Here is a 20,157-nt window from a genome sequence, read left to right on the forward strand (position 1 = left end):
TAATAGACCACTAACAAAACAAGGAAAGGCCAAAGCCCCAAGAACACTGACAAAACGCCGAGCAGGCAAACAACACGAAGAAAAAGCCCCAAAACAAGCAAAAGCGACCCCGCGGGGCAGGCCGAATCCTATCCTTAGGGGGTATCCCCCGCCTTGACAACCAACCCAAACCACAACCATAATCGCCCTGAACGTTCGCTAATCGAATCCATGTTCATATATCGAACAAATCGGAAGTGAACAAACGCAAGAGCAAGCCCCGGCCCGGAGACCGTCCCGCACAAGCCCCTGCCTGCAAAGGCAAAGAGCCTGGCGATACGCAGCGCCCCAAAAGGAAATTCGACATGATCAACAAGATTTTCGAGTCACTTCAGTCGGCCGTCGCCGATGTCCACGACGGCGCGACCGTCATGATCGGCGGCTTCGGCACGGCCGGCATGCCGTCCGAGTTGATCGACGCGCTCATCGAACAGGGCGCGCGCGAACTCACCATCGTCAACAACAACGCCGGTAACGGCGACATCGGCCTCGCGGCGCTGCTCAACGCCAAACGCGTGCGCAAAATCATCTGCTCGTTCCCGCGCCAAAGCGATTCATATGTGTTCGACGCGCTTTATCGCGCCGGTGAAATCGAACTCGAACTGGTGCCGCAAGGCAACCTCGCGGAACGTATTCGCGCAGCAGGCGCGGGCATCGGCGGGTTCTTCACGCCCACTGGTTATGGCACCAAACTCGCCGAAGGCAAGGAAACCCGTCTGATCGACGGCAAGCACTACGTGCTGGAGTCGCCGCTGCATGCGGACTTCGCGCTGATCAAAGCGTTCAAGGGCGACCGCTGGGGCAATCTGGTCTATCGCAAGACTGCGCGCAACTTCGGTCCGATCATGGCGAGCGCGGCGAAAACGGCCATCGTGCAGGTGTCGAAAGTGGTGCCGCTCGGTGAACTCGATCCGGAAAACATCATCACGCCCGGCATCTTCGTGCAACGCGTGATCGAAGTGCCGCAAGCTGCGCATCAAGCCGAACTTGCATCCGCGAACGCCGCCTGAGGAGACCGACATGAAAAAACTGACCCGCGATGAAATGGCTAAGCGCGTTGCCCAGGATATCCCTGAAGGCGCTTACGTGAACCTCGGCATCGGCGTGCCGACGCTGGTGGCCAACCACCTTGGCGCCGACAAGGAAATCTTCCTGCACAGCGAAAACGGCCTGCTCGGCATGGGCCCGGCCCCCGCGAAAGGCGAGGAAGACGACGAACTGATCAACGCCGGCAAGCAGCACGTCACGCTGCTTACGGGCGGTGCCTACTTCCATCACTCGGATTCGTTCGCGATGATGCGCGGCGGCCATCTGGATTTCTGCGTGCTCGGCGCGTTCCAGGTGTCGGCGAAGGGCGACCTGGCGAACTGGCACACCGGCGCGCCTGACGCAATTCCGGCTGTCGGCGGCGCCATGGACCTCGCAATCGGCGCGAAGCAGGTCTACGTCATGATGGAACACCTGACCAAACAGGGCGAAAGCAAGATCGCAGCGGAATGCACGTACCCGGTCACGGGCGTGAACTGCGTCGACCGCATCTATACGGACCTGGCGATGATCGACGTCACCGACAAGGGCCTCGTCGTGCGCGAAATCTTCTCGGACATCGACTTCGATGCGTTGCACAAACTGACCGGCGTCCCGCTGATCGACGGCACCCAGGCGGCTCGCGCGGCCTAAGCACGGGCGCGGCGGCTGTCCGTACGAAGGCCCGTGGCGAAGTCAAACCGCTGGCCGGGCGATGGCAATGCGTATGCCGCGCATCGTGCTGCCACCAATGTGCGCGTGCGCAACGTGCTGTCGCCGATGCGCACGCCGTGCAGCGTGCAGTGTGCAGCCGCCAATACGCGGGCCGCGCAAACCGTGCAGCCGCCACTGTCCGCAGCGCTCATGAGGCAAACTTCATGCGCGTGACCCGATGTCACGAGGCCACGTTGCAAGAGCGAGCCTGCGCAGCGGCATTCGAAGCAGAATGCACCGCATCGCCGTGTGCGGTACGCTCTCGGTAGAAAGCGCCAGGGGCGCGCCTCGCAGCACGCCCAGATCGCCGCGGCGAAACCTTCACTTCCGACACCCTCATCGACGCCATCATGCTCGACTCCAGCGCCCGTCTGACCGGCCTTCTTTGCGGCACACAGCCGATGAACGACATCTGGGCGCCGCGTGCCACGCTGCAACGGATGCTCGATGTCGAAGCAGCGCTCGCGCGCGCTTCGGCTGCTCATAACGTGATTCCGCGCAGCGCGGTGGCCGCGATCGAGGGCGCCTGCCAGGCCGATCAACTCGACGCCGATGCACTCGCGCGCGACGCGGCGCTCGGCGGCAACCTTGCGATTCCCCTCGTCAAACAACTCACCGCACGTATCAAAGCGGCGGACCCCGAAGCGTCGAAGTACGTGCATTGGGGCGCGACAAGCCAGGACATCATCGATACGGCAACGGTGCTGCAATTGCGCGACACCTTCGACCTGCTCGACAGCGGCTTGCAAGCGACATGCGATGCCGTAGCGAAACTCGCGGCCACCCATCGCGCGACGCCGATGATCGGCCGCACCTGGTTGCAGCAGGCGTTGCCCATCACGCTCGGCTTGAAGTTCGCGCAATGGCTCGACGCGTTGCTGCGTCATCGTGAGCGGCTCGATGCGTTGCGCGCGCGTGTGCTGGTGCTGCAATTCGGCGGCGCAGCGGGCACGCTGGCGAGTCTGCGTGACGCGGCGCCGCAAGTGACGCAATCATTGGCGCAAGAACTCAAGCTCACTGTGCCCACCTTGCCGTGGCACACACAGCGCGATCGCATCGCTGAAACAGCGGCGCTGTTCGGCATGTTGATTGGCACACTCGGCAAGATCGCGCGCGATATCTCGCTGCAGATGCAAACCGAAATCGATGAGCTGGCCGAGCCCGCCGCGGCAGGCAAGGGCGGTTCGTCGACAATGCCGCACAAGCGCAACCCGGTCGGCTGCGCCGCGGTGCTGACGGCAGCAACACGTGCGCCGGGGCTGGTGGCCACGGTGTTCGCCGGCATGGTGCAGGAGCACGAGCGCGCGCTTGGCGGCTGGCAAGCCGAGTGGGACGCGTTGCCGGATCTCGCGCGCCTTGCAGGCGGCGCGCTCGCCAACATCGAACAGATCGCCGCGGGTCTCAACGTGAATGTCCCGCGCCTTGCCGCCAATCTCAACGTCACGCACGGATTGATTCTTGGCGAAGCTGTGATGCTTGCACTAGGCGACAGCATCGGTCGGCTCGATGCGCATCATCTGGTCGAGCGCGCATCCAAGGCGGCAATCGCCGAGCGCAAGACGCTCTTCGACGTGCTCTCGGCGGACCCCGCCGTGACCGAACATCTTTCGCTTGAGCGCCTCATGCAACTGCTCGATCCCGCTCAATACGTCGGCCAGGCACACGCTTATGTGGACGCCGCGCTGGCACTTCATCACGCGCGCGCGAGGCGCGCTACTTCCAAGGAGTAACCGGCATGCCCTACGCTGCAGTCAACGGTACCGAGCTGCATTATCGAATCGACGGTGACCGTCACGGCAATGCACCGTGGATCGTGTTGTCGAATTCGCTCGGCAGCGATCTGTCGATGTGGACGCCGCAAGTGGCGGCGCTGTCCAAACACTTCCGCGTGCTGCGCTACGACACGCGCGGTCATGGTCACTCGGAAGCGCCGAAGGGTCCGTACACGATCGAACAACTGACCGGCGACGTGCTCGGCCTGATGGATACGCTGAAGATCGCGCGCGCGAATTTCTGCGGTCTGTCGATGGGCGGCCTCACCGGCGTCGCGTTGGCCGCACGTCACGCGAATCGTCTCGAACGCGTCGTGCTGTGCAATACGGCGGCACGTATCGGTTCGCCTGAAGTGTGGGTGCCGCGCGCCGCGAAAGCCCGTACGGAAGGCATGCTCGCGCTGGCCGACGCGGTATTGCCGCGCTGGTTCACCGCCGACTACATCGAACGTGAGCCGGTGGTTCTGGCAATGATTCGCGACGTGTTCGTGCATACCGACAAGGAAGGCTACGCATCGAATTGCGACGCGATCGACGCAGCAGATCTGCGCCCCGAAGCCCCCGGCATCAAGGTGCCCGCGCTGGTGATCAGCGGTACCCACGATCTGGCCGCAACGCCGGCACAAGGCCGCGAACTGGCGCAAGCGATTCCGGGCGCGCGTTACGTCGAACTGGATGCCTCGCATATTTCCAACATCGAGCAGGTCGAGGCCTTCACGAAAACTGTGCTCGACTTCCTGACGGAGCAGAAATGAACGACGAAGACCGTTACGAAGCCGGACTCGGAGTGCGCCGCGCGGTGCTGGGCAGCGCGCACGTCGACCGGTCGCTTGCGAACCGCACCGAGTTGACGGAGGAGTTCCAGAACTTTATTACCCGCTATGCGTGGGGCGAAATCTGGACGCGTGACGGCTTGCCGCGTCACACGCGCAGCCTGCTAACCATCGCGATGATGGTTGCGCTCAATCGCAGCGAAGAACTCGCATTGCACTTGCGCGCCGCGAAGAACAACGGCGTGACGCGCGAGCAGATCAAGGAAGTGCTGCTGCAAACCGCAATCTATTGTGGCGTGCCGGCGGCCAATTCGGCCTTCCACCTGGCCGATAAACTGTTCCGCGACGACGACGCCGCAGCGGCAAAGCCGTAACGACGTTCGGCTACGGGTGCGGCGTGTAACCACGCCGTCCCGCGAATCCTGCTTACGCCGAAACGAAGCAGCTCAAAACGCGACGCGGAGCCTGAAGCGTACGTCAGACGAAACGCGCTTCAGGCCGTGCTGCTTACATCCATCACGACCGTGTCCACCGGCGACTGCAAGCGCACGGCGCGCAACACCGTGTCCTTGATGACCTCGCGCCAATGCGCGAGTGCGGCCTTGTCCATCAGCGGTTCACCGAGAAACGCCCCGAGCGTGTACTGATTGGCGTTATAGAAATAACCGAGCGACGCGATTATCAGATACACGTCACGCGCTTTGACGTCGGCGCGAAAGACGTTTTGTACCTTGCCCGCGTCCAGCAACTTCTGCACGACCGAAATCGCATAGCCCGAAATCTCCTTCAGCTTTGACGATTTTTTCGCGTGCTTGCCCTGATGCAGGTTCTCGCTCGACAGTAGGGTGACGAACTCGGGGTGATCGAGGTAATACTGCCAGACGAATTCGACCATCTGCTCGAGACCATGCACGGGATCGTCCAGATCGAGATCGAGCTTGCTTTCGGCCTCGTTGAACTGCGTGTAGATGGTCTCCAGAACTTCGACAAACAATTGCTCCTTGCTGCCGAAGTAGTAATAGATCATCCGGTCGTGCGAACGCGCGGCCTTCGAAATACTTTCGACCCGGCCGCTTGCATAGCCTTGCTTTGCAAAGACCTTGATTGCCGCTTTGAGAATCTTGGCGCGCGTGTCTTGCGCCTGTTTCGCTCGGATGCCGATAGCGCCCGGCTTGCGGGCAGCAGTGGGACTCATGGCGGTCTCGGATCTCTTTGTTAGCGTCAGGTTGAACGGCATGCGCCGTAGCCGCTTGGTGCGCTCAGGTATGGCGCGCCTTCATCATACAGCCCATATCATGCGCAACGAAATGCCCTGCAAAGTCATGTGCTTCGGCGTAGATTGATTCGTAATTCCTGCGGGGATGCCGCGCCGCAGCATTCAGACGGGTACCGGGAAACTGCGGGGAAACCACCGGGAAACTCGTTGCGCAGTCTATTTTGATCGAGTAGATTTCAAGCAAGTTTGGTGTAGTGGATGCTACACGAACGGTGAGTGGCCGCAACATGAAAAAAGCGGGTCACGCAAAAGTGCCTTTAAACAGGGACTATTTGTCAGCCGGGCAGGACCGATTGTAATGTCGTCGTATGGAACCCCACCATGACAGAACATACGAAGGTCGATTTCGGTGCGGAGCGCGTCGACGGCGAAACCGCCTCGACGCCGGGTCCGACCGTGCTTGAGAAAGCGGCGCCGCGCAGCGAGCGAATGGCGTCGAACAAGATCGAATGCAATGCGTGTCCGGTGTTGTGCCAGATTTCCGAAGGCCGCACCGGCGCGTGCGATCGTTATGCGAATGCGGACGGGCGGTTGATTCGCGTGGACCCTGTGGTGTTTCTTTCACGCGCCGCGGTTTCGCCTGAAGCGATCACTAGCAATGCGGATACCACGGTCGAATTTGGTGCATCGTCCGAGGTGCGCGATCCCGTCGCGGAACAGGCGCTGTTCGTAACCGGCGTTGGCGCATCGTCCACGTATCCCGACTACAAGCCCGCACCGTTCATCGTTTCCTCGAAGTTGGACGACGTCGATATGGTCACGGTCGTCACCGAGGGCATTTTCAGCTATTGCAGCTTCAAGGTGAAGATCGATACCGACCGCTTTCTCGGGCCGGAGCAATCGAACGTGCGTTGCCATGGCGAGATCGTCGGCCATGTGACCACGGCGGAGTACGGCTCGCAGATGCTGAGTCTCGGCGGTGTCCACCATCTGACGGGCGGCAGCAAGAAGGAAGGCCGCGTGACGTGCGACATGATGCTCGCGCTCGGCAACAAGGAAGCGGTGGAGTTGACCATCGATGGCGGTGCGAGTCTGGTGATTCGTGCGGGGGCGGCACCGATTGTCGATGGCGTCGAAGAACAGCGTATGCGGGTGGGTTGTGGGTCGGCCACCATCGGCATCTTTGCGAAGCAATGGTTCGGTCACGCAGACGAAGTGGTGGTGGTCGACGATCACATCACCGGCGTGCTTACAGAACACCAGGCGGGCCGCTGCCTTGGCATGACGCCCTCAGGTCTGAAGATTCGCGGACGCAAGTCGACGCCCGGCCGTTATTTCCAGGTGGCGAATCCCGGCACCGGCTGGGGCGGCACCGACATTCAGGACCCGCTGGCGATTGTCGAAAGCTTCGATCCTGCGGTGGCGAAACCGGGCATGCGCTTGCTGATGGTGTCGACCACCGGCGAACACGCGCAGTGGTATGAACTCGATCAGAACCTCGTGCCGCGCATTGCAGCCATGCCGGACGCCGTGCGCAGCACGGTCGAACGAATCGGCGAGAACTGCGAGCCGTCGCTTGCTACGGTACTGTTTCTCGGCGGCGCGGGCGGCAGCCTGCGAGCGGGGGCCACGGAGAACCCGGTCCTGCTCACCCGCGCAATCAAACAGAGGCTGGTGAACGTAACATGTGGTGGCGCGCCAACCTATGTGTGGCCAGGTGGTGGCATCACCGTGATGGTGGATGTCTCGCGCATGCCCGATCGATCGTTCGGCACGGTGCCCACACCCGCGATCGTCGCGCCGATCGAATTCACCATGACATATGACGCGTATCGCGATCTCGGCGGCCATCTCGACGCGGTGCGTTCACTGGAAAGCGTGCTGGCGAATGGACCGGAACATACAGAAGGGGCACCGCTCGCGCGCAGGACTATCGCGCGTTATCCCGACAATCCGTGGCCGCCGGCCATGCCGCCAATGCCAGGCTAACGGCGGCGGCGCCACCGGCACAATCGACACGACGAACGCGACGCACACGATGAACCCAACCCGAACCCGGCTCGACGCGGCCCGCTGGCATTGGCAGCACGGCCCGATCGATCTGATCCTCAGCGCGGACGGCGAGCCTTCGGCCGTGCAGGCTGCTTACGAGGCGTGCTGGACGCGTTTTGTGGACGTATTGCCCGAGTTGGTCGGCGAGTTGAAGCTGCTTCGGCAGCCTGTGCCGAGCGACGCGGCGCATAGCGATTGCACGTTGAAGGGCGCTGTGGCCCGGCGCATGTGGAGCGCGTGTTATCCGCACCGCGTGCGGTATATCACGCCGATGGCGGCTGTTGCAGGCAGCGTCGCGGCCGAATTGATCACGGCGTTTGCACGCGAAGGCATCTCGCGCGCCTTCATCAACAACGGCGGTGACATCGCACTCTATTTGACTGAAGGGCAGCAGTACCGCGTGGGTGTGTTCGCCGATCTGGCGGCGTTCTCCGGTGAGAAGGCGCCAGGCGATCTGGCTTTGGACGCAAACTTGATGCTCAACGCCGCCATGCCGATTCGCGGCGTCGCGACAAGCGGCTGGCGCGGCCGCAGCTTCAGCTTGGGGATCGCCGACAGCGTGACCGTGCTCGCCCGCAATGCCGCCGCCGCTGATGCCGCCGCCACGATGATCGCCAACGCAGTCGATCTGGAGCATGCGGGCATCGTGCGCAGGCCGGCTTCCTCGTTGAAGGACGATAGCGATCTCGGTGACCTGCTCGTGACCGTCGACGTGCCGTCCTTGCCGCAAACGCTGATCGATTTCGCGCTGGCACGCGGTGTCGACGCCGCGCAGCGTTTGCACGAACAAGGTTTGATCGAAGGCGCCGCGCTGTTCCTGCAAGGTCGGGCGCGCGTGACCGGTGGTACCTATGAGAATGGCGCGTTATTTACGCAGCGCGCCCGGATAACAACGGAGGCTCCGTGTTCGAAATACGCCGCGTGCTGACGCACGTCGAAGACATTTTCCATGAGTTCGGTCCTGCGCCCGCGCAGCCGCTCAGGCGCGGCGCGATTGCCGCGGTGATGACGAATCCGTTCGCCGGCCGCTACGAAGCCAGAATCGAACACGCCATGGAAGCGCTCAAGCCGATCGGCTTCGACATGGCGCAACGGCTGCTGGCGGCGATGGCCGTGCCGCACGCGGTGATCGAAAGCTACGGTAAGGGTGCAATCATCGGCTCGCGCGGAGAACTCGAGCACGGCGCGTTGTGGCATGTCCCCGGCGGCTATGCGATGCGCGAACTGTTGGAGAAAAACGGCGTGCCGACCAACGCGATCGTGCCGTCGACGAAGAAAGTCGGCGCGCCTTCCACCGCGCTCGATGTGCCGCTGACGCATGTCAACGCGAGCTACGTGCGCAGCCATTTCGATGCGATCGAAGTGCGCGTGCCCGGCGCGCCCGCCGCGGATGAACTGGTGTATATCCTCGTGATGAGCACGGGCCAGCGCGTGCATGCGCGCGTCGGCGGCCTGGCGAAAGAGGCGATTGTGGGCAAGGACGGCTTGCGCTGAGCGGCGCGTGATCCACGCAATGCGCTGAAGCGATTAAGTTGAACACTAGGCAGAACATGCATCGAAACCCGGAGATCGAAATGGCAATCAAGCTTCGCAAGCTGGTCGTGCAGGTCGATGAAACACGCATTGAAATGGGGCAGGCCATCGAGCCGCCGACACGCCGTGCAGTCGCGATTGCGGTGATCGATAATCCTTACGCGGGCCGCTATGAGGCCAAGCTCGACGCGCTGATCGAAGCCGGTGAGGAACTGGGCGCGTTGCTCGGCAACAAGTGCGTCGAAGCCTTAGGTATTAAACCGGGCGACGCGCAAAGCTACGGCAAGGCGGCGATCGTCGGCGAAGCGGGTGAACTCGAACATGCGGCGGCGATCCTGCACCCCAAGCTCGGTGCTCCGCTGCGGGTAGCAGTCGAGAAGGGCGCGGCGCTGGTGCCGTCGGCGAAAAAAATGGGTACGCTTGGCACCGCGATCGATGTCCCGCTGGGACACAAGGACGCGGCCTTCGTGCGCAGCCATTTCGATGCAATCGAAGCGCGCGTGTCGGACGCGCCGCGCGCCAACGAAATTGTCGTGGCGGTCGCGGTGACGGCTTCCGGCCGGCCGTTACCGCGTATCGGCGGCTTGCAGGTGAGTGAGATCAAAGGCGAAGACGGTTTGCGCTGAGTTACTTTAAGGGTCGCGATGCTTTCGAATTTGCTGGTACAGCTGGTCAACGGACTCGCCGACGCGTCGACGCTGTTTCTCGTCGCCGCCGGTTTGTCGCTGATCTTCGGCGTGACGCGCATCGTCAACTTCGCGCACGGCTCGTTCTATATGTTCGGCGTCTATGTCGCGTATAGCATCGCGAGCCGTTTCGGCCATACGGCGGGCGGGTTCTGGCTGTCGGTACTGGCTGCGGCGCTGGTGGTTGCGGTGCTTGGCGCGCTGGTCGAAATGATCGTGTTACGCCGCATCTACCAGGCACCCGAGTTGTTTCATCTACTGGCGACATTCGCGCTGGTGCTGATCTTTCGCGACGCCGCGCTGTGGCTGTGGGGCCCGGAAGATCTGTTCGGACCGCGTGCGCCGCATCTGGCTGGCGCAGTTAATTTTCTCGGCCATCCGCTGCCGACCTACGATATCGCGCTGATCGTGATCGGGCCGGTGGTGTTGCTGCTGCTCTGGTATGCGTTGACGCGTACCCGTTGGGGCACGCTGGTGCGCGCCGCGACGCAGGATCGCGAGATGCTCGGCGCACTCGGCATCAATCAGGCGTGGCTGTTCAGCGGCGTGTTTTTCGTCGGCGCGTTTCTCGCCGGCCTGGGCGGCGCGTTGCAAGGGCCCCGGATGTCGGCGAATCTGTCGTTGGATCTGGAGACTATCGGCAATGCGTTTGTCGTCGTGGTGGTCGGCGGCATGGGGTCGATTCCGGGTGCGTTCGTCGCGGCGTTGCTGATCGCCGAGATCAAGGCGCTGTGTATCGGCATCGGTCATGTGTCGGTGTTCGGTATCGATCTGTCGTTGAGCCGCTTTACGCTGGTTGCGGAATTTGTCGTGATGGCAGTGGTGCTGGTGGTGCGGCCTTGGGGTTTGCTAGGGAAGGCGAGCGCTGCAGTGCGTGGCATGGCCGCGCCTGAAGCGCCATTGCGGCCTGCAGGCAAGCGCCTGAAGTGGCTGGCGGCAATCGCGTTGTTGGCGCTGGTGCTCGCGCCGCTTGCTGCTAATGCGTTTCCCTACATGCCTGTGCTGCTGGTTGAGATCCTGATCGCCGTATTGTTCGCGACGAGTCTTCATTTCATCATGGGCCCTGGCGGCATGCATTCTTTCGGCCACGCGGCGTACTTCGGTTTGGGCGCATACGGCGCCGCGCTGTTTCTCAAAGTTTTGAATCTACCGATGGAAGCGGCGTTGCTGCTCGGCCCCTTGCTTGCCGTGGCAGGCGCGCTCGTGTTCGGCTGGTTCTGCGTACGTCTCTCAGGCGTCTACCTCGCGATGCTGACGCTCGCGTTCGCGCAGATCGTCTGGTCGGTCGTGTTCCAGTGGGACGACGTGACGGGCGGCAGTAACGGCATTCTCGGCTTGTGGCCGTCGAACTGGTTGGCGTCGCCGGTCGCTTTTTACTATCTGACGCTCGTCTGCGCTGTGATCGGCGTGTGGCTGTTGCGCAAGATGCTGTTCTCGCCGCTTGGCTACGCGATGCGGGCGTCGCGTGATTCTGTGTTGCGGGCCGAGGCGATCGGCATCGACGTGAAACGCGTGCAGTGGGCGGCTTTCGTCGTCGCGTCATTGTTTTGTGGCCTCGCCGGATCGCTTTATGCCTTCTCCAAGGGGACGATTTCGCCGGAGGTGATCAGCGTCAGCCGCTCAGTAGATGGCCTCGTGATGGTGCTGCTTGGCGGCCTGCAGACGTTGACTGGCCCGATCGTCGGCGCAGCCGTGTTCACGTGGCTGCAGGACACCGTCGCGCGGCAAACCGATTATTGGCAGGCATTGCTGGGCTTCGCGATCTTGCTGCTGGTGATCGCGTTTCCGCAGGGCATCGTCGGTTTCATTCGCGAGCGTTTCGGCGACGATACGGTGGATAAGGCGGAAGAGCGTACTCCATCGCCATCGCAAGGTACGGCGATCAAGGAGGGGCTATGAGCTTGCTGCGCGTCTCCGGCCTCTCCAAATCATTCGGCGGCCTGAAAGCGGTCGACGATGTTTCCTTCGATCTCGAAGCCGGCCAACTATTGGCGCTGCTGGGTCCGAACGGCGCGGGCAAGTCGACCTGCTTCAACATGGTCAACGGGCAACTACAGCCGTCGTCCGGTTCGATTCGTCTCGACGATCATGAACTGGTCGGCATGCGGCCGCGCGATATCTGGCGGCTGGGCGTCGGCCGCACGTTTCAGATTGCCGCGACCTTCAATTCGATGACCGTGCTCGAGAATGTGCAGATGGCGCTGGTCTCGCGTGAACGGAAGACTTTTGGTCTCTGGAAACCCGCAGGCTCGCGCTATGCCGATGAAGCCATGACCCTGCTCGAACAGGTCGGCATGGGCGCCGATGCGAACCGCGCCTGCGGCGTGCTTGCATACGGCGACGTCAAACGCGTTGAACTCGCTATCGCATTGGCAAACCGGCCGAAGCTACTACTGATGGACGAGCCCACTGCCGGTATGGCGCCAAAGGAGCGCAACGAACTGATGGCGCTCACCAAGCGGCTCGTCACCGAACACCAAATCGGCGTGCTGTTTACCGAGCACAGCATGGACGTTGTATTCGCGTACGCCGATCGCATGATTGTGCTCGCGCGCGGCAAGTTGATCGCCGAGGGCGACGCCGAAACGATCCGCAGCGACGCACGCGTGCAGGAAGTTTATTTCGGCACCGGCAAGACCTTCCAGCCACGCGCGCCGCTGTATGAAGCGGCGGGCGGCCATCAAGGACAAGGAGCGCTGCAATGAGCGAGCCGATGCTGAAAGTCGCCGGCCTCAATGCGTTCTATGGCCGCGCGCACATTCTGTTCGACGTCGGCCTCGAAGTCGGCCGCGGCGAAGTGGTCGCGCTGATGGGCCGCAACGGCGCGGGCAAATCGACGACGATGAAAGCGGTGATGGGTTTGCTGCCGCGACGTCAGGGAGAGGTCCGTTTTCGCGGGCAAAACATCGCGGCGTTGCCGCCGTATCGGATCGCACGCATGGGCATGGGTTTCGTCCCTGAAGATCGCCGCGTGTTCTCCGATCTGACCGTGATGGAGAACCTCGATACAGGCCGTCAGCCGCCACGCGAAGGCGCGCCTGAGTGGACGCCGGAAAAGTTGTTCCGCCTGTTCCCCAATCTCGGTGAAATGCCAAAACGCCCCGGCGGCCAGATGAGCGGCGGCGAGCAGCAGATGCTTACCGTCTCGCGCACGCTGATGGGCAATCCGTATCTGGTGCTGCTCGACGAACCGTCCGAGGGCGTCGCGCCCGTGATCGTCGAGCAGATGGCCAACATGATTCTCGAACTCAAGCGCGAAGGGCTGTCGATTCTATTGTCGGAGCAGAATCTGCATTTCGCCGAGCTGGTCAGCGACCGCGCGTACGTCCTCGAAAAAGGGCAGATCCGCTTCAGCGGCACGATCGGCGAACTCGCAAAGAACGAAACGGTCAGGCGCGCTTATCTGAGCGTGTGATTCCATTGGCGCCGCATGCGTGCAGGGTGTGCACGCATGCGACGCCGGGCAGTCGGTGCGAAAGGAGAAGCAGATGGCAGCAGAGACGTTGACAGGCTTGTCGGGCAAGGTCGCGGTAACGAACATCGGTTTGCTGTTATCCGGCGACATCGACCAGCCGATTCTCGACGCGGACACGCTGGTGATCGACGACGGCGTGATCGTCGCGATCGGCCGGGAGAAAGATTGCGACCTCGAAGGTGCGCGGACCACGGTCGACTGTAAAGGCACCACGGTCGCGCCAGGCCTGATCGATTCGCACGTGCATCCGGTGTTCGGCGATTGGACGCCGCGCCAGAATCAGATGGGCTGGATCGAATCGAATCTGAACGGCGGCGTGACGACGATGATTTCCGCCGGCGAAGTGCATTTGCCCGGCCGTCCGAAAGACGTGGTCGGCGTCAAGGCGCTTGCCATTACCGCTCAACGTTCGTTCGAAGGGATGCGTGGCGCGGGTGTCGGTGGTGGTGTGAAAGTCATGGCGGGTGCGCCGGTGATCGAGAAGGGCATGGTCGAGGAGGACTTCAAGGAGCTCTCGGAAGCGGGCGTGAAGCTGCTCGGCGAAGTGGGACTCGGCAGCGTCAAAGGCGGCGAGGAAGCGGCGCAGATGGTCGCCTGGGCCCGCAAGTACGGTATTCAAAGCACAATTCACACGGGCGGCCCGTCGATTCCCGGCTCGGGCCTGATCGATCGGGACGTGGTGCTCGCCGCCGATGCGGACGTGATCGGCCACATCAATGGCGGCCATACGTCGCTCTCCTATCGGCACGTATGCGACCTGTGCGAACAATCGAGCCGCGCGCTAGAGATCGTTCACAACGGCAACGAACGCATTGCGCTGCTCACCGCACGTCATGCGATCGAGTTGAAGTGTCCACATCGGATCATTCTCGGCACCGATAGTCCGGCGGGTTCCGGCGTGCAGCCGCTCGGCATTTTGCGGATGATTGCGTTGATCTCCAGTCTCGCCGATGTCCCCGCGGAAATCGCCTTCTGCTTCGCGACCGGCAATACCGCGCGGCAACGCAATCTGCGGCAAGGACTGATTGAAGTGGGCCGTCCCGCTGACCTCGTCTTCATGGACCGCGCGCAGCACACGGCTGCCGATACTCTGCTTGAGAGCGTGCAACTCGGCGATATTCCTGGTGTCGGCATGGTGATGATCGACGGCTTGATCCGCTGCCGGCGCAGCCGCAATACGCCACCGGCGACCGAAGTGCCGGTGGTGCTTTGAACGCGCGCCGCACGGCGTGGCCGGCATTGTCATGAACCGCCCGGCGCCACTTGCGCTGCACGTGAACGGTGTGACGCATCTCGTCAACGCCGCTGTGGACACGCCCCTGCTTTACCTGCTGCGTAACGACCTCGCGCTAAACGGTCCGAAGTTCGGCTGCGGACTTGGCGAGTGTGGCGCGTGTACGGTCCTGCTCGACGGCATGCCGACGCGTTCGTGCGTGACGACCGCGAAGGTTGCCTTGGGGCGTGAGATCACTACGCTCGAAGGATTGGGCACGCGTGTCGCACTGCATCCGGTGCAGCAGGCGTTTATCGAAGAACAGGCCGCGCAGTGCGGCTATTGCCTGAACGGCATGATCATGACCGCCAAAGCGTTGCTCGATCGCGATCCGCATCCGAGCGTCGAGACGATCCGGCGGGAACTGTCGCGCAACTTGTGCCGGTGCGGCACGCATGTCGAGATCGTGCGCGCGGTGCAGCGCGCGGCCGAACTGCTCGCTGCGCAAGCCTCCGTGCGTGAAGGAGTGCGCGCATGACCGGGCCGGATTTCAGCGTCGATCGACGTTCCGCGCCGCTGTCACGACGGCAGCTCTATGATGCGCAGAGCGTGCTCATCATCACGCGGCCGCCGCAGGCGCCGGTGAAGCCTGCGATCGGTCAGCCGGGGTCGCGTTCGTCGTTCGTGCCGACCGAGGCGGACATGTTTCTCGTGGTGCGTGACGACGGCAGCGTGGTGGCGTTCAACGGCCACGTCGATCTCGGCACCGGCATCGGCACCGCGCTCGCGCAGATCGTTGCGGAAGAACTGGATGTGCCGTTGACGCGTGTGTCGGTCGTACTCGGCCACACCAGCGAGGCGCCGAATCAGGGGCCGACGATTGCAAGCGCGACGATCCAGATATCGGCGGTGCCACTCCGCCATGCAGCGGCGCAAGCGCGTCAGTTCCTTCTGGCGGAAGCAGCCGCACGTTTGAACGTCAGCACAGAGCAGCTCGACGTACGAGACGGCGTGGTTTTCACGCGAGACGGCGGGACGGAAAAGAGCATTGCCTACGGTGAATTGATCACCGGGCGGCGCATCGAATTGGACCTTGCGACCGATGCGCCTTTGAAATCACCTGACGCGTACAAGATCGTCGGCAAGAGCACGCCGCGTGTCGATATTCCGGCGAAGGCGACCGGTGAATTGAGTTTCGTGCATGACGTGCGTGTGCCTGGCATGCTGCATGGGCGTGTTGTTCGTCCACCTTATGCCGGTGTCGCGCAGGGCGACTTCATGGGCAACAGCCTGCTGCATGTCGATGAAGCTTCAGTTGGCGATTTGCCTGGAATCGTCAAGGTCGTGGTGATCCGCGATTTTGTCGGCATCGTGGCCGAACGCGAAGAGGTCGCGCAGCAGGCGGTGAAGCGCTTGCATGTGCAATGGAAAGCGGTAGAGGGTTTGCCCGCGCTCGAAACCAGTGAAGAAGTGGAAGCTGCGCTAAGAGCGAATCCGGCCAATCGGCGCGATCTGGTGATCGAAGGTGACGTTGACGCAGTACTCGCGCAAGACCCTGCCCGAACGCTGGAACGCACCTACGTATGGCCGTTTCAGATGCATGCGTCGATTGGACCGTCGTGCGCGGTGGCCGACTACCGGGATGCGAAGCTGAAAGTCTGGTCGGGCACGCAGAACCCGCATTCGTTGCGTGCGGATCTCGCCTTGCTGATGGCGCTGGACGAAGCGCACATCGAAATCGTGCGCATGGACGCAGCGGGTTGCTACGGCCGCAATTGTGCGGACGATGTCGCCGCCGACGCCGCGCTGCTATCGCGCGCAACCGGCAGTCCGGTGCGCGTGCAACTATCGCGTGAAGACGAGCATGCATGGGAGCCAAAAGGCGCTGCGCAATTGATGGACGTGCGCGGCGCTTTAGATGCCGAAGGCGAGCTCGCCGCGTACGACTTCGCGACGCGCTATCCATCGAACGACGCCCCCACGTTGGCGTTGCTGCTTACCGGCGCCATTTCCGCGCAGCCGCAGGTATTCGAAATGGGTGACCGCACATCCGTGCCGCCATACGACTACCGGACCATGCGCATTGTTTGCGACGACACGCCGCCGATCGTGCGCGCGTCCTGGCTGCGGGGCGTGTCGGCCTTGCCGAACACCTTCGCGCATGAATCCTTTATCGACGAACTCGCGGCTGAGGCGGGCGTAGATCCGGTCGAGTTTCGTTTGAAGCATCTGACCGATCCGCGTGCGATCGATCTCGTGAAGGCCGTGGCTGAGAAAGCTGGCTGGCAGCCTCGTAGCATCGCCTTGAAGGATGATCAGGAAGAGGGCGACGTTGCGCGTGGTCGAGGCTTTGCCTACGCCCGCTACGTGCACAGCAAATTCCCGGGCTTCGGCGCGGCATGGTCCGCATGGGTCGCCGACATCGAAGTCAATCGCAAGAGCGGCGAGCTTGCGGTGACGCGTGTGGTGGTCGGCCAGGATACCGGCACCATGGTGAATCCTGACGGCGTGCGTCATCAGATACACGGCAACGTGATTCAGGCGACCAGCCGTGCGCTGAAAGAACGTGTGACGTTCGGCGATAACGCGGTCACGAGTCAGGAATGGGGCGCGTATCCGATTCTGACGTTCCGCGAAGTGCCGGTGATCGACGTCGTGATGATGCCGCGGCACGGCGAGCCGCCGATGGGCACAGGCGAATCGGCGTCGCTGCCTGGCGCCGCGGCGATCGCCAACGCGCTGTACGACGCGACAGGTGTGCGTTTTCGCAGACCGCCGTTCACCCCGGAGACGATTCGCGCAGCGCTCGCCGATGCGCAAGCGGAAGAAGCGGCGGCGCGCAAAAAGAAGCGCTGGCGGCTCGGTTTTCTCGGCGCAATTGCGGCGGGCGCTGCCGGCTGGCTAGGCGCATTGGCTTTGACGCCGCAAGCCATGGCGCCGATTACGCCGCCACTCGCGAGCGCGTTTGCGCCTGAGTTGGTGGCGCGCGGCAAACTGCTGGCGGCGCTGGGCAATTGCGCGGTTTGCCATACCGCGCACAACGGCGTGCCGAATGCCGGCGGCAAACCGCTCGATACGCCCTTCGGCACCATCTACAGCACCAACATCACGCCTGATGGACAGACGGGGATCGGCACATGGTCGCTCGACGCATTCGTGCGGGCGATGCGGCAAGGCATCAGCCGCGACGGCCATCATTTGTATCCCGCGTTCCCGTACACGTCGTTCAGGAACACGTCCGACGACGATCTGAAAGCGCTCTACGCGTATCTGATGGCGCAAACGCCGGTGCGTTCCAGGCCGCCGGAAACGAAGCTGGCCTTTCCATTCAGCGTGCGTCCCTTGATGGCCGCATGGAACGGGCTTTTCCTCGGACGCAATACGTTTACCGCCAGTGGGACGCAAAGTGCGCAATGGAACCGCGGGGCGTATCTCGTGAACAGCCTCGGCCACTGCAGCGCATGCCATACCCCGCGTAATGCATTCGGTGCCGAGAAAACCGGCGCCGCGTTCATGGGCGGCGGCATGGCGGAAGGCTGGGAGGCGCCCGCGCTATCGACGCTGTCCAACGCGCCCGTACCCTGGAGCGAAGACGAACTGTTCAGCTATCTGCGCTACGGTCATGCGCCGCTGCATGGCGTCGCGGCCGGGCCAATGGCGCCGGTTGTCAACGATCTGGTGGCGTTGCCCAACAGCGACATTCGTGCGATGGCCACCTATCTGGCGTCTTTGAATCCTCTCGAGCCCAATACGGATCCTGCGGCGATGGCGCGTCAATACGAGCAGGCCAGCACGATTACGGGCACCGCAACAGGTCTTGGTGCGCGTCTTTTCGACGGTGCGTGCGCAGCCTGTCATCACACGGGCAGTGGACCGCAATTGTTCGGTGCGCATCCTTCGCTGGCGCTTAACACGAATCTGCATAGCACGACGCCTGATAATCTGATTCGCGTGATTCTCGATGGTATCGGCTCGCCTGCACGGCCCGAACTCGGTACGATGCCGGCTTACCGTGACAGTTTCAACGACGCCCAGGTCGCCGAACTCGTGACCTACCTGCGTCAGCAATTCGCCGGCGGCAAGCCGGCATGGCAGGACGTCACGGCGAGCGTTGCGAGAATTCGCGCGACGCCGCAGGCAGAGTGAAATCGCGAAACGTTTTGCATGACTCGCAGCATCGCTCGTAGCACCACTGGCAGCACAATTCGCAATACGGTTCGCCGAACGAATCGCCAAACGCTTCAACGCTTGATAAAAACGACCGCATTCCCGCAATCCTTTTGATAACGGAGAAACGCATGACCACGCGCGCAGGATGGATCTCTCGCCTCACGGTTTCAACGGTTCTATCGCTCGCGGCCGTCGGCGCGAGTGCACAGCAGACCATCAAGGTCGGTGAAATCAACAGCTACAAGGCGCAGCCGGCCTTTCTCGGGCCTTACAAGAACGGCTGGAATCTTGCGCTCGAGCAGGTGAACGCGGCGGGCGGCGTACTCGGCAAACAGCTTGAAGTGGTGTCGCGCGACGACAACGGCAATCCGGGCGACACCATCCGCGTCGCGCAGGAGTTGATTGCACGCGAGCAGGTGCAATTGCTGTTCGGCGGCTTCCTGTCGAACACGGGTCTCGCATTAACCGACTTCGCGAAGCAGAAGAAGATTTTCTTCCTCGCGGCCGAACCGTTGACTGACAAGATCGTTTGGGCCGACGGCAACAAATATACGTACCGTCTGCGTCCTTCGACGTATATGCAGGTGGCGATGCTGGTGCCGGAGGCGGTGAAGCTGAAGAAGAAGCGTTGGGCGCTTGTGTATCCGAACTACGAGTACGGGCAATCGGCGGTGGCGACGTTCAAGAAGCTGATGACGGCGGCGCAGCCGGACGTGGAGTTTGTCGCCGAGCAGGCGACGCCGCTGGGCAATGTCGATGCGGGCGCGGTGTCGCAGGCGATCGCCGACGCGAAGCCGGATGCGATTTTCAACGTGCTGTTTGGCGCCGATCTCGGCAAGTTTGTGCGCGAGGGCAATACGCGCGGGCTGTTCAAGGATCGCAGCGTGGTGTCGTTGCTGACGGGCGAGCCGGACTATCTCGATCCGTTGGGAGCGGAGGCGCCGACGGGCTGGATCGTGACGGGGTACCCGTGGTATTCGATCGATACGGCTGCGAACAAGAAGTTTGTCGATGCGTATCAGGCGAAGTATCACGATTATCCGCGACTGGGGTCAGTCGTTGGGTATTCGGCGTTGATGTCGATCGCGGCGGGGATCAAGAAGGCTGGATCTACCGATCCGGATAAGCTCGCCGCCGCGTTCAAGGGGCTAGGGGTGGAGACGCCCTTCGGGCCGATTACTTATCGGGGGCAGGATAATCAGTCGACCATGGGCGCTTTTGTTGGGGTTACCGGTCTTAAGGACGGTAAGGGGGTGATGACTTCTTATCGTTACATCGATGGGGGGAGTGTGCAGCCTTCGGATGCGGAGGTTAAGAAGTTGAGGCCGGCTGAATAGTAGGTAGTAGGGCTTTTTGCCTTTTGCGGCGGCATTGGCCGTGTTCCTGGGGCTTTGGGCTTTCCTTGTTCTGGCTTTGGTGCCTTTCCTTGCATTGTTAGTGGTCTATTAGTGTTGCCCCTGTGCGGGGCGGCACTGTAGTGGTCAAGTA

18 protein-coding genes are annotated in these 20,157 nt (G+C 62.3%); 17 read left to right on the forward strand and 1 reads right to left on the reverse strand.

Annotated features, from left to right (window positions below):
- Positions 1-344: 344 nt before the first annotated feature.
- From M0D66_RS37125 to pcaC, 6 genes are all read left to right on the forward strand, one after another.
- The gene (locus M0D66_RS37125; protein ID WP_054043283.1) at positions 345-1,049 is read left to right on the forward strand and encodes a 3-oxoacid CoA-transferase subunit A; all 705 of its coding nucleotides are present in this window, start codon (positions 345-347) and stop codon (positions 1,047-1,049) included.
- A gap of 10 nt (positions 1,050-1,059) precedes the next feature.
- Complete coding sequence (locus M0D66_RS37130; RefSeq protein ID WP_093647594.1) at positions 1,060-1,719, forward strand: 3-oxoacid CoA-transferase subunit B; 660 nt, start codon at positions 1,060-1,062, stop codon at positions 1,717-1,719.
- A gap of 33 nt (positions 1,720-1,752) precedes the next feature.
- Positions 1,753-1,953 carry a hypothetical protein gene (locus tag M0D66_RS37135; RefSeq protein WP_211708483.1) on the forward strand — a complete coding sequence of 67 codons (201 nt, stop codon included), beginning with the start codon at positions 1,753-1,755 and terminating at the stop codon, positions 1,951-1,953.
- A 176-nt stretch (positions 1,954-2,129) separates the two neighbouring features.
- Complete coding sequence (locus M0D66_RS37140) at positions 2,130-3,509, forward strand: 3-carboxy-cis,cis-muconate cycloisomerase (RefSeq protein WP_211708484.1); 1,380 nt, start codon at positions 2,130-2,132, stop codon at positions 3,507-3,509.
- Positions 3,510-3,514: 5 nt separating this feature from the next.
- Complete coding sequence (pcaD, locus tag M0D66_RS37145; RefSeq protein ID WP_054043290.1) at positions 3,515-4,306, forward strand: 3-oxoadipate enol-lactonase; 792 nt, start codon at positions 3,515-3,517, stop codon at positions 4,304-4,306.
- On the forward strand, positions 4,303-4,698 hold the full coding sequence (pcaC, locus tag M0D66_RS37150; protein WP_211708485.1) for a 4-carboxymuconolactone decarboxylase: 396 nt from the start codon (positions 4,303-4,305) through the stop codon (positions 4,696-4,698). Before pcaD ends, pcaC begins: the two co-directional genes overlap by 4 nt.
- Before the next feature lie 119 nt (positions 4,699-4,817).
- On the opposite strand, the gene M0D66_RS37155 is transcribed toward pcaC, so the two are convergent.
- A complete protein-coding gene (locus tag M0D66_RS37155; protein ID WP_200652948.1) occupies positions 4,818-5,519 on the reverse strand; it encodes a TetR family transcriptional regulator in 702 nt (233 codons plus the stop codon).
- A gap of 402 nt (positions 5,520-5,921) precedes the next feature.
- Between M0D66_RS37155 and M0D66_RS37160 the strand changes: the two genes are divergently transcribed.
- The 11 genes from M0D66_RS37160 to M0D66_RS37210 all read left to right on the forward strand — a co-directional run bounded on the left by M0D66_RS37160 (position 5,922) and on the right by M0D66_RS37210 (position 20,006).
- Positions 5,922-7,529 carry a 6-hydroxynicotinate reductase gene (locus M0D66_RS37160; protein WP_200652949.1) on the forward strand — a complete coding sequence of 536 codons (1,608 nt, stop codon included), beginning with the start codon at positions 5,922-5,924 and terminating at the stop codon, positions 7,527-7,529.
- Positions 7,530-7,578: 49 nt separating this feature from the next.
- On the forward strand, positions 7,579-8,520 hold the full coding sequence (locus tag M0D66_RS37165; RefSeq protein WP_211708486.1) for a UPF0280 family protein: 942 nt from the start codon (positions 7,579-7,581) through the stop codon (positions 8,518-8,520).
- A complete protein-coding gene (locus tag M0D66_RS37170) occupies positions 8,496-9,086 on the forward strand; it encodes an amino acid synthesis family protein (RefSeq protein WP_200652950.1) in 591 nt (196 codons plus the stop codon). The genes M0D66_RS37165 and M0D66_RS37170 overlap by 25 nt, the downstream gene beginning before the upstream one ends.
- A gap of 80 nt (positions 9,087-9,166) precedes the next feature.
- Entirely contained in the window at positions 9,167-9,751 is a 585-nt protein-coding gene (locus M0D66_RS37175; RefSeq protein WP_054043300.1) for an amino acid synthesis family protein, read from the forward strand.
- Between the two features lie 18 nt (positions 9,752-9,769).
- Positions 9,770-11,710 carry an ABC transporter permease gene (locus M0D66_RS37180; RefSeq protein ID WP_211708487.1) on the forward strand — a complete coding sequence of 647 codons (1,941 nt, stop codon included), beginning with the start codon at positions 9,770-9,772 and terminating at the stop codon, positions 11,708-11,710.
- Entirely contained in the window at positions 11,707-12,516 is an 810-nt protein-coding gene (locus tag M0D66_RS37185; RefSeq protein WP_211708488.1) for an ABC transporter ATP-binding protein, read from the forward strand. The genes M0D66_RS37180 and M0D66_RS37185 overlap by 4 nt, the downstream gene beginning before the upstream one ends.
- Positions 12,513-13,226, forward strand: a complete 714-nt coding sequence (locus M0D66_RS37190) for an ABC transporter ATP-binding protein (protein ID WP_054043304.1) — start codon at positions 12,513-12,515, stop codon at positions 13,224-13,226. The genes M0D66_RS37185 and M0D66_RS37190 overlap by 4 nt, the downstream gene beginning before the upstream one ends.
- A 73-nt stretch (positions 13,227-13,299) precedes the next feature.
- Positions 13,300-14,499 carry an amidohydrolase family protein gene (locus M0D66_RS37195; protein ID WP_200622096.1) on the forward strand — a complete coding sequence of 400 codons (1,200 nt, stop codon included), beginning with the start codon at positions 13,300-13,302 and terminating at the stop codon, positions 14,497-14,499.
- 31 nt (positions 14,500-14,530) lie between these two features.
- Positions 14,531-15,037, forward strand: coding sequence for a (2Fe-2S)-binding protein (locus M0D66_RS37200; protein WP_200622098.1), 507 nt, complete (start codon positions 14,531-14,533; stop codon positions 15,035-15,037).
- Entirely contained in the window at positions 15,034-18,645 is a 3,612-nt protein-coding gene (locus M0D66_RS37205) for a molybdopterin cofactor-binding domain-containing protein (protein WP_266212883.1), read from the forward strand. Before M0D66_RS37200 ends, M0D66_RS37205 begins: the two co-directional genes overlap by 4 nt.
- A 152-nt stretch (positions 18,646-18,797) precedes the next feature.
- Complete coding sequence (locus M0D66_RS37210) at positions 18,798-20,006, forward strand: ABC transporter substrate-binding protein (RefSeq protein ID WP_211708490.1); 1,209 nt, start codon at positions 18,798-18,800, stop codon at positions 20,004-20,006.
- The last annotated feature ends 151 nt before the right edge of the window (positions 20,007-20,157 follow it).

This window comes from Paraburkholderia sp. SECH2, from assembly GCF_030464795.1.
Classification (GTDB): Bacteria; Pseudomonadota; Gammaproteobacteria; order Burkholderiales; family Burkholderiaceae; genus Paraburkholderia; species Paraburkholderia aspalathi.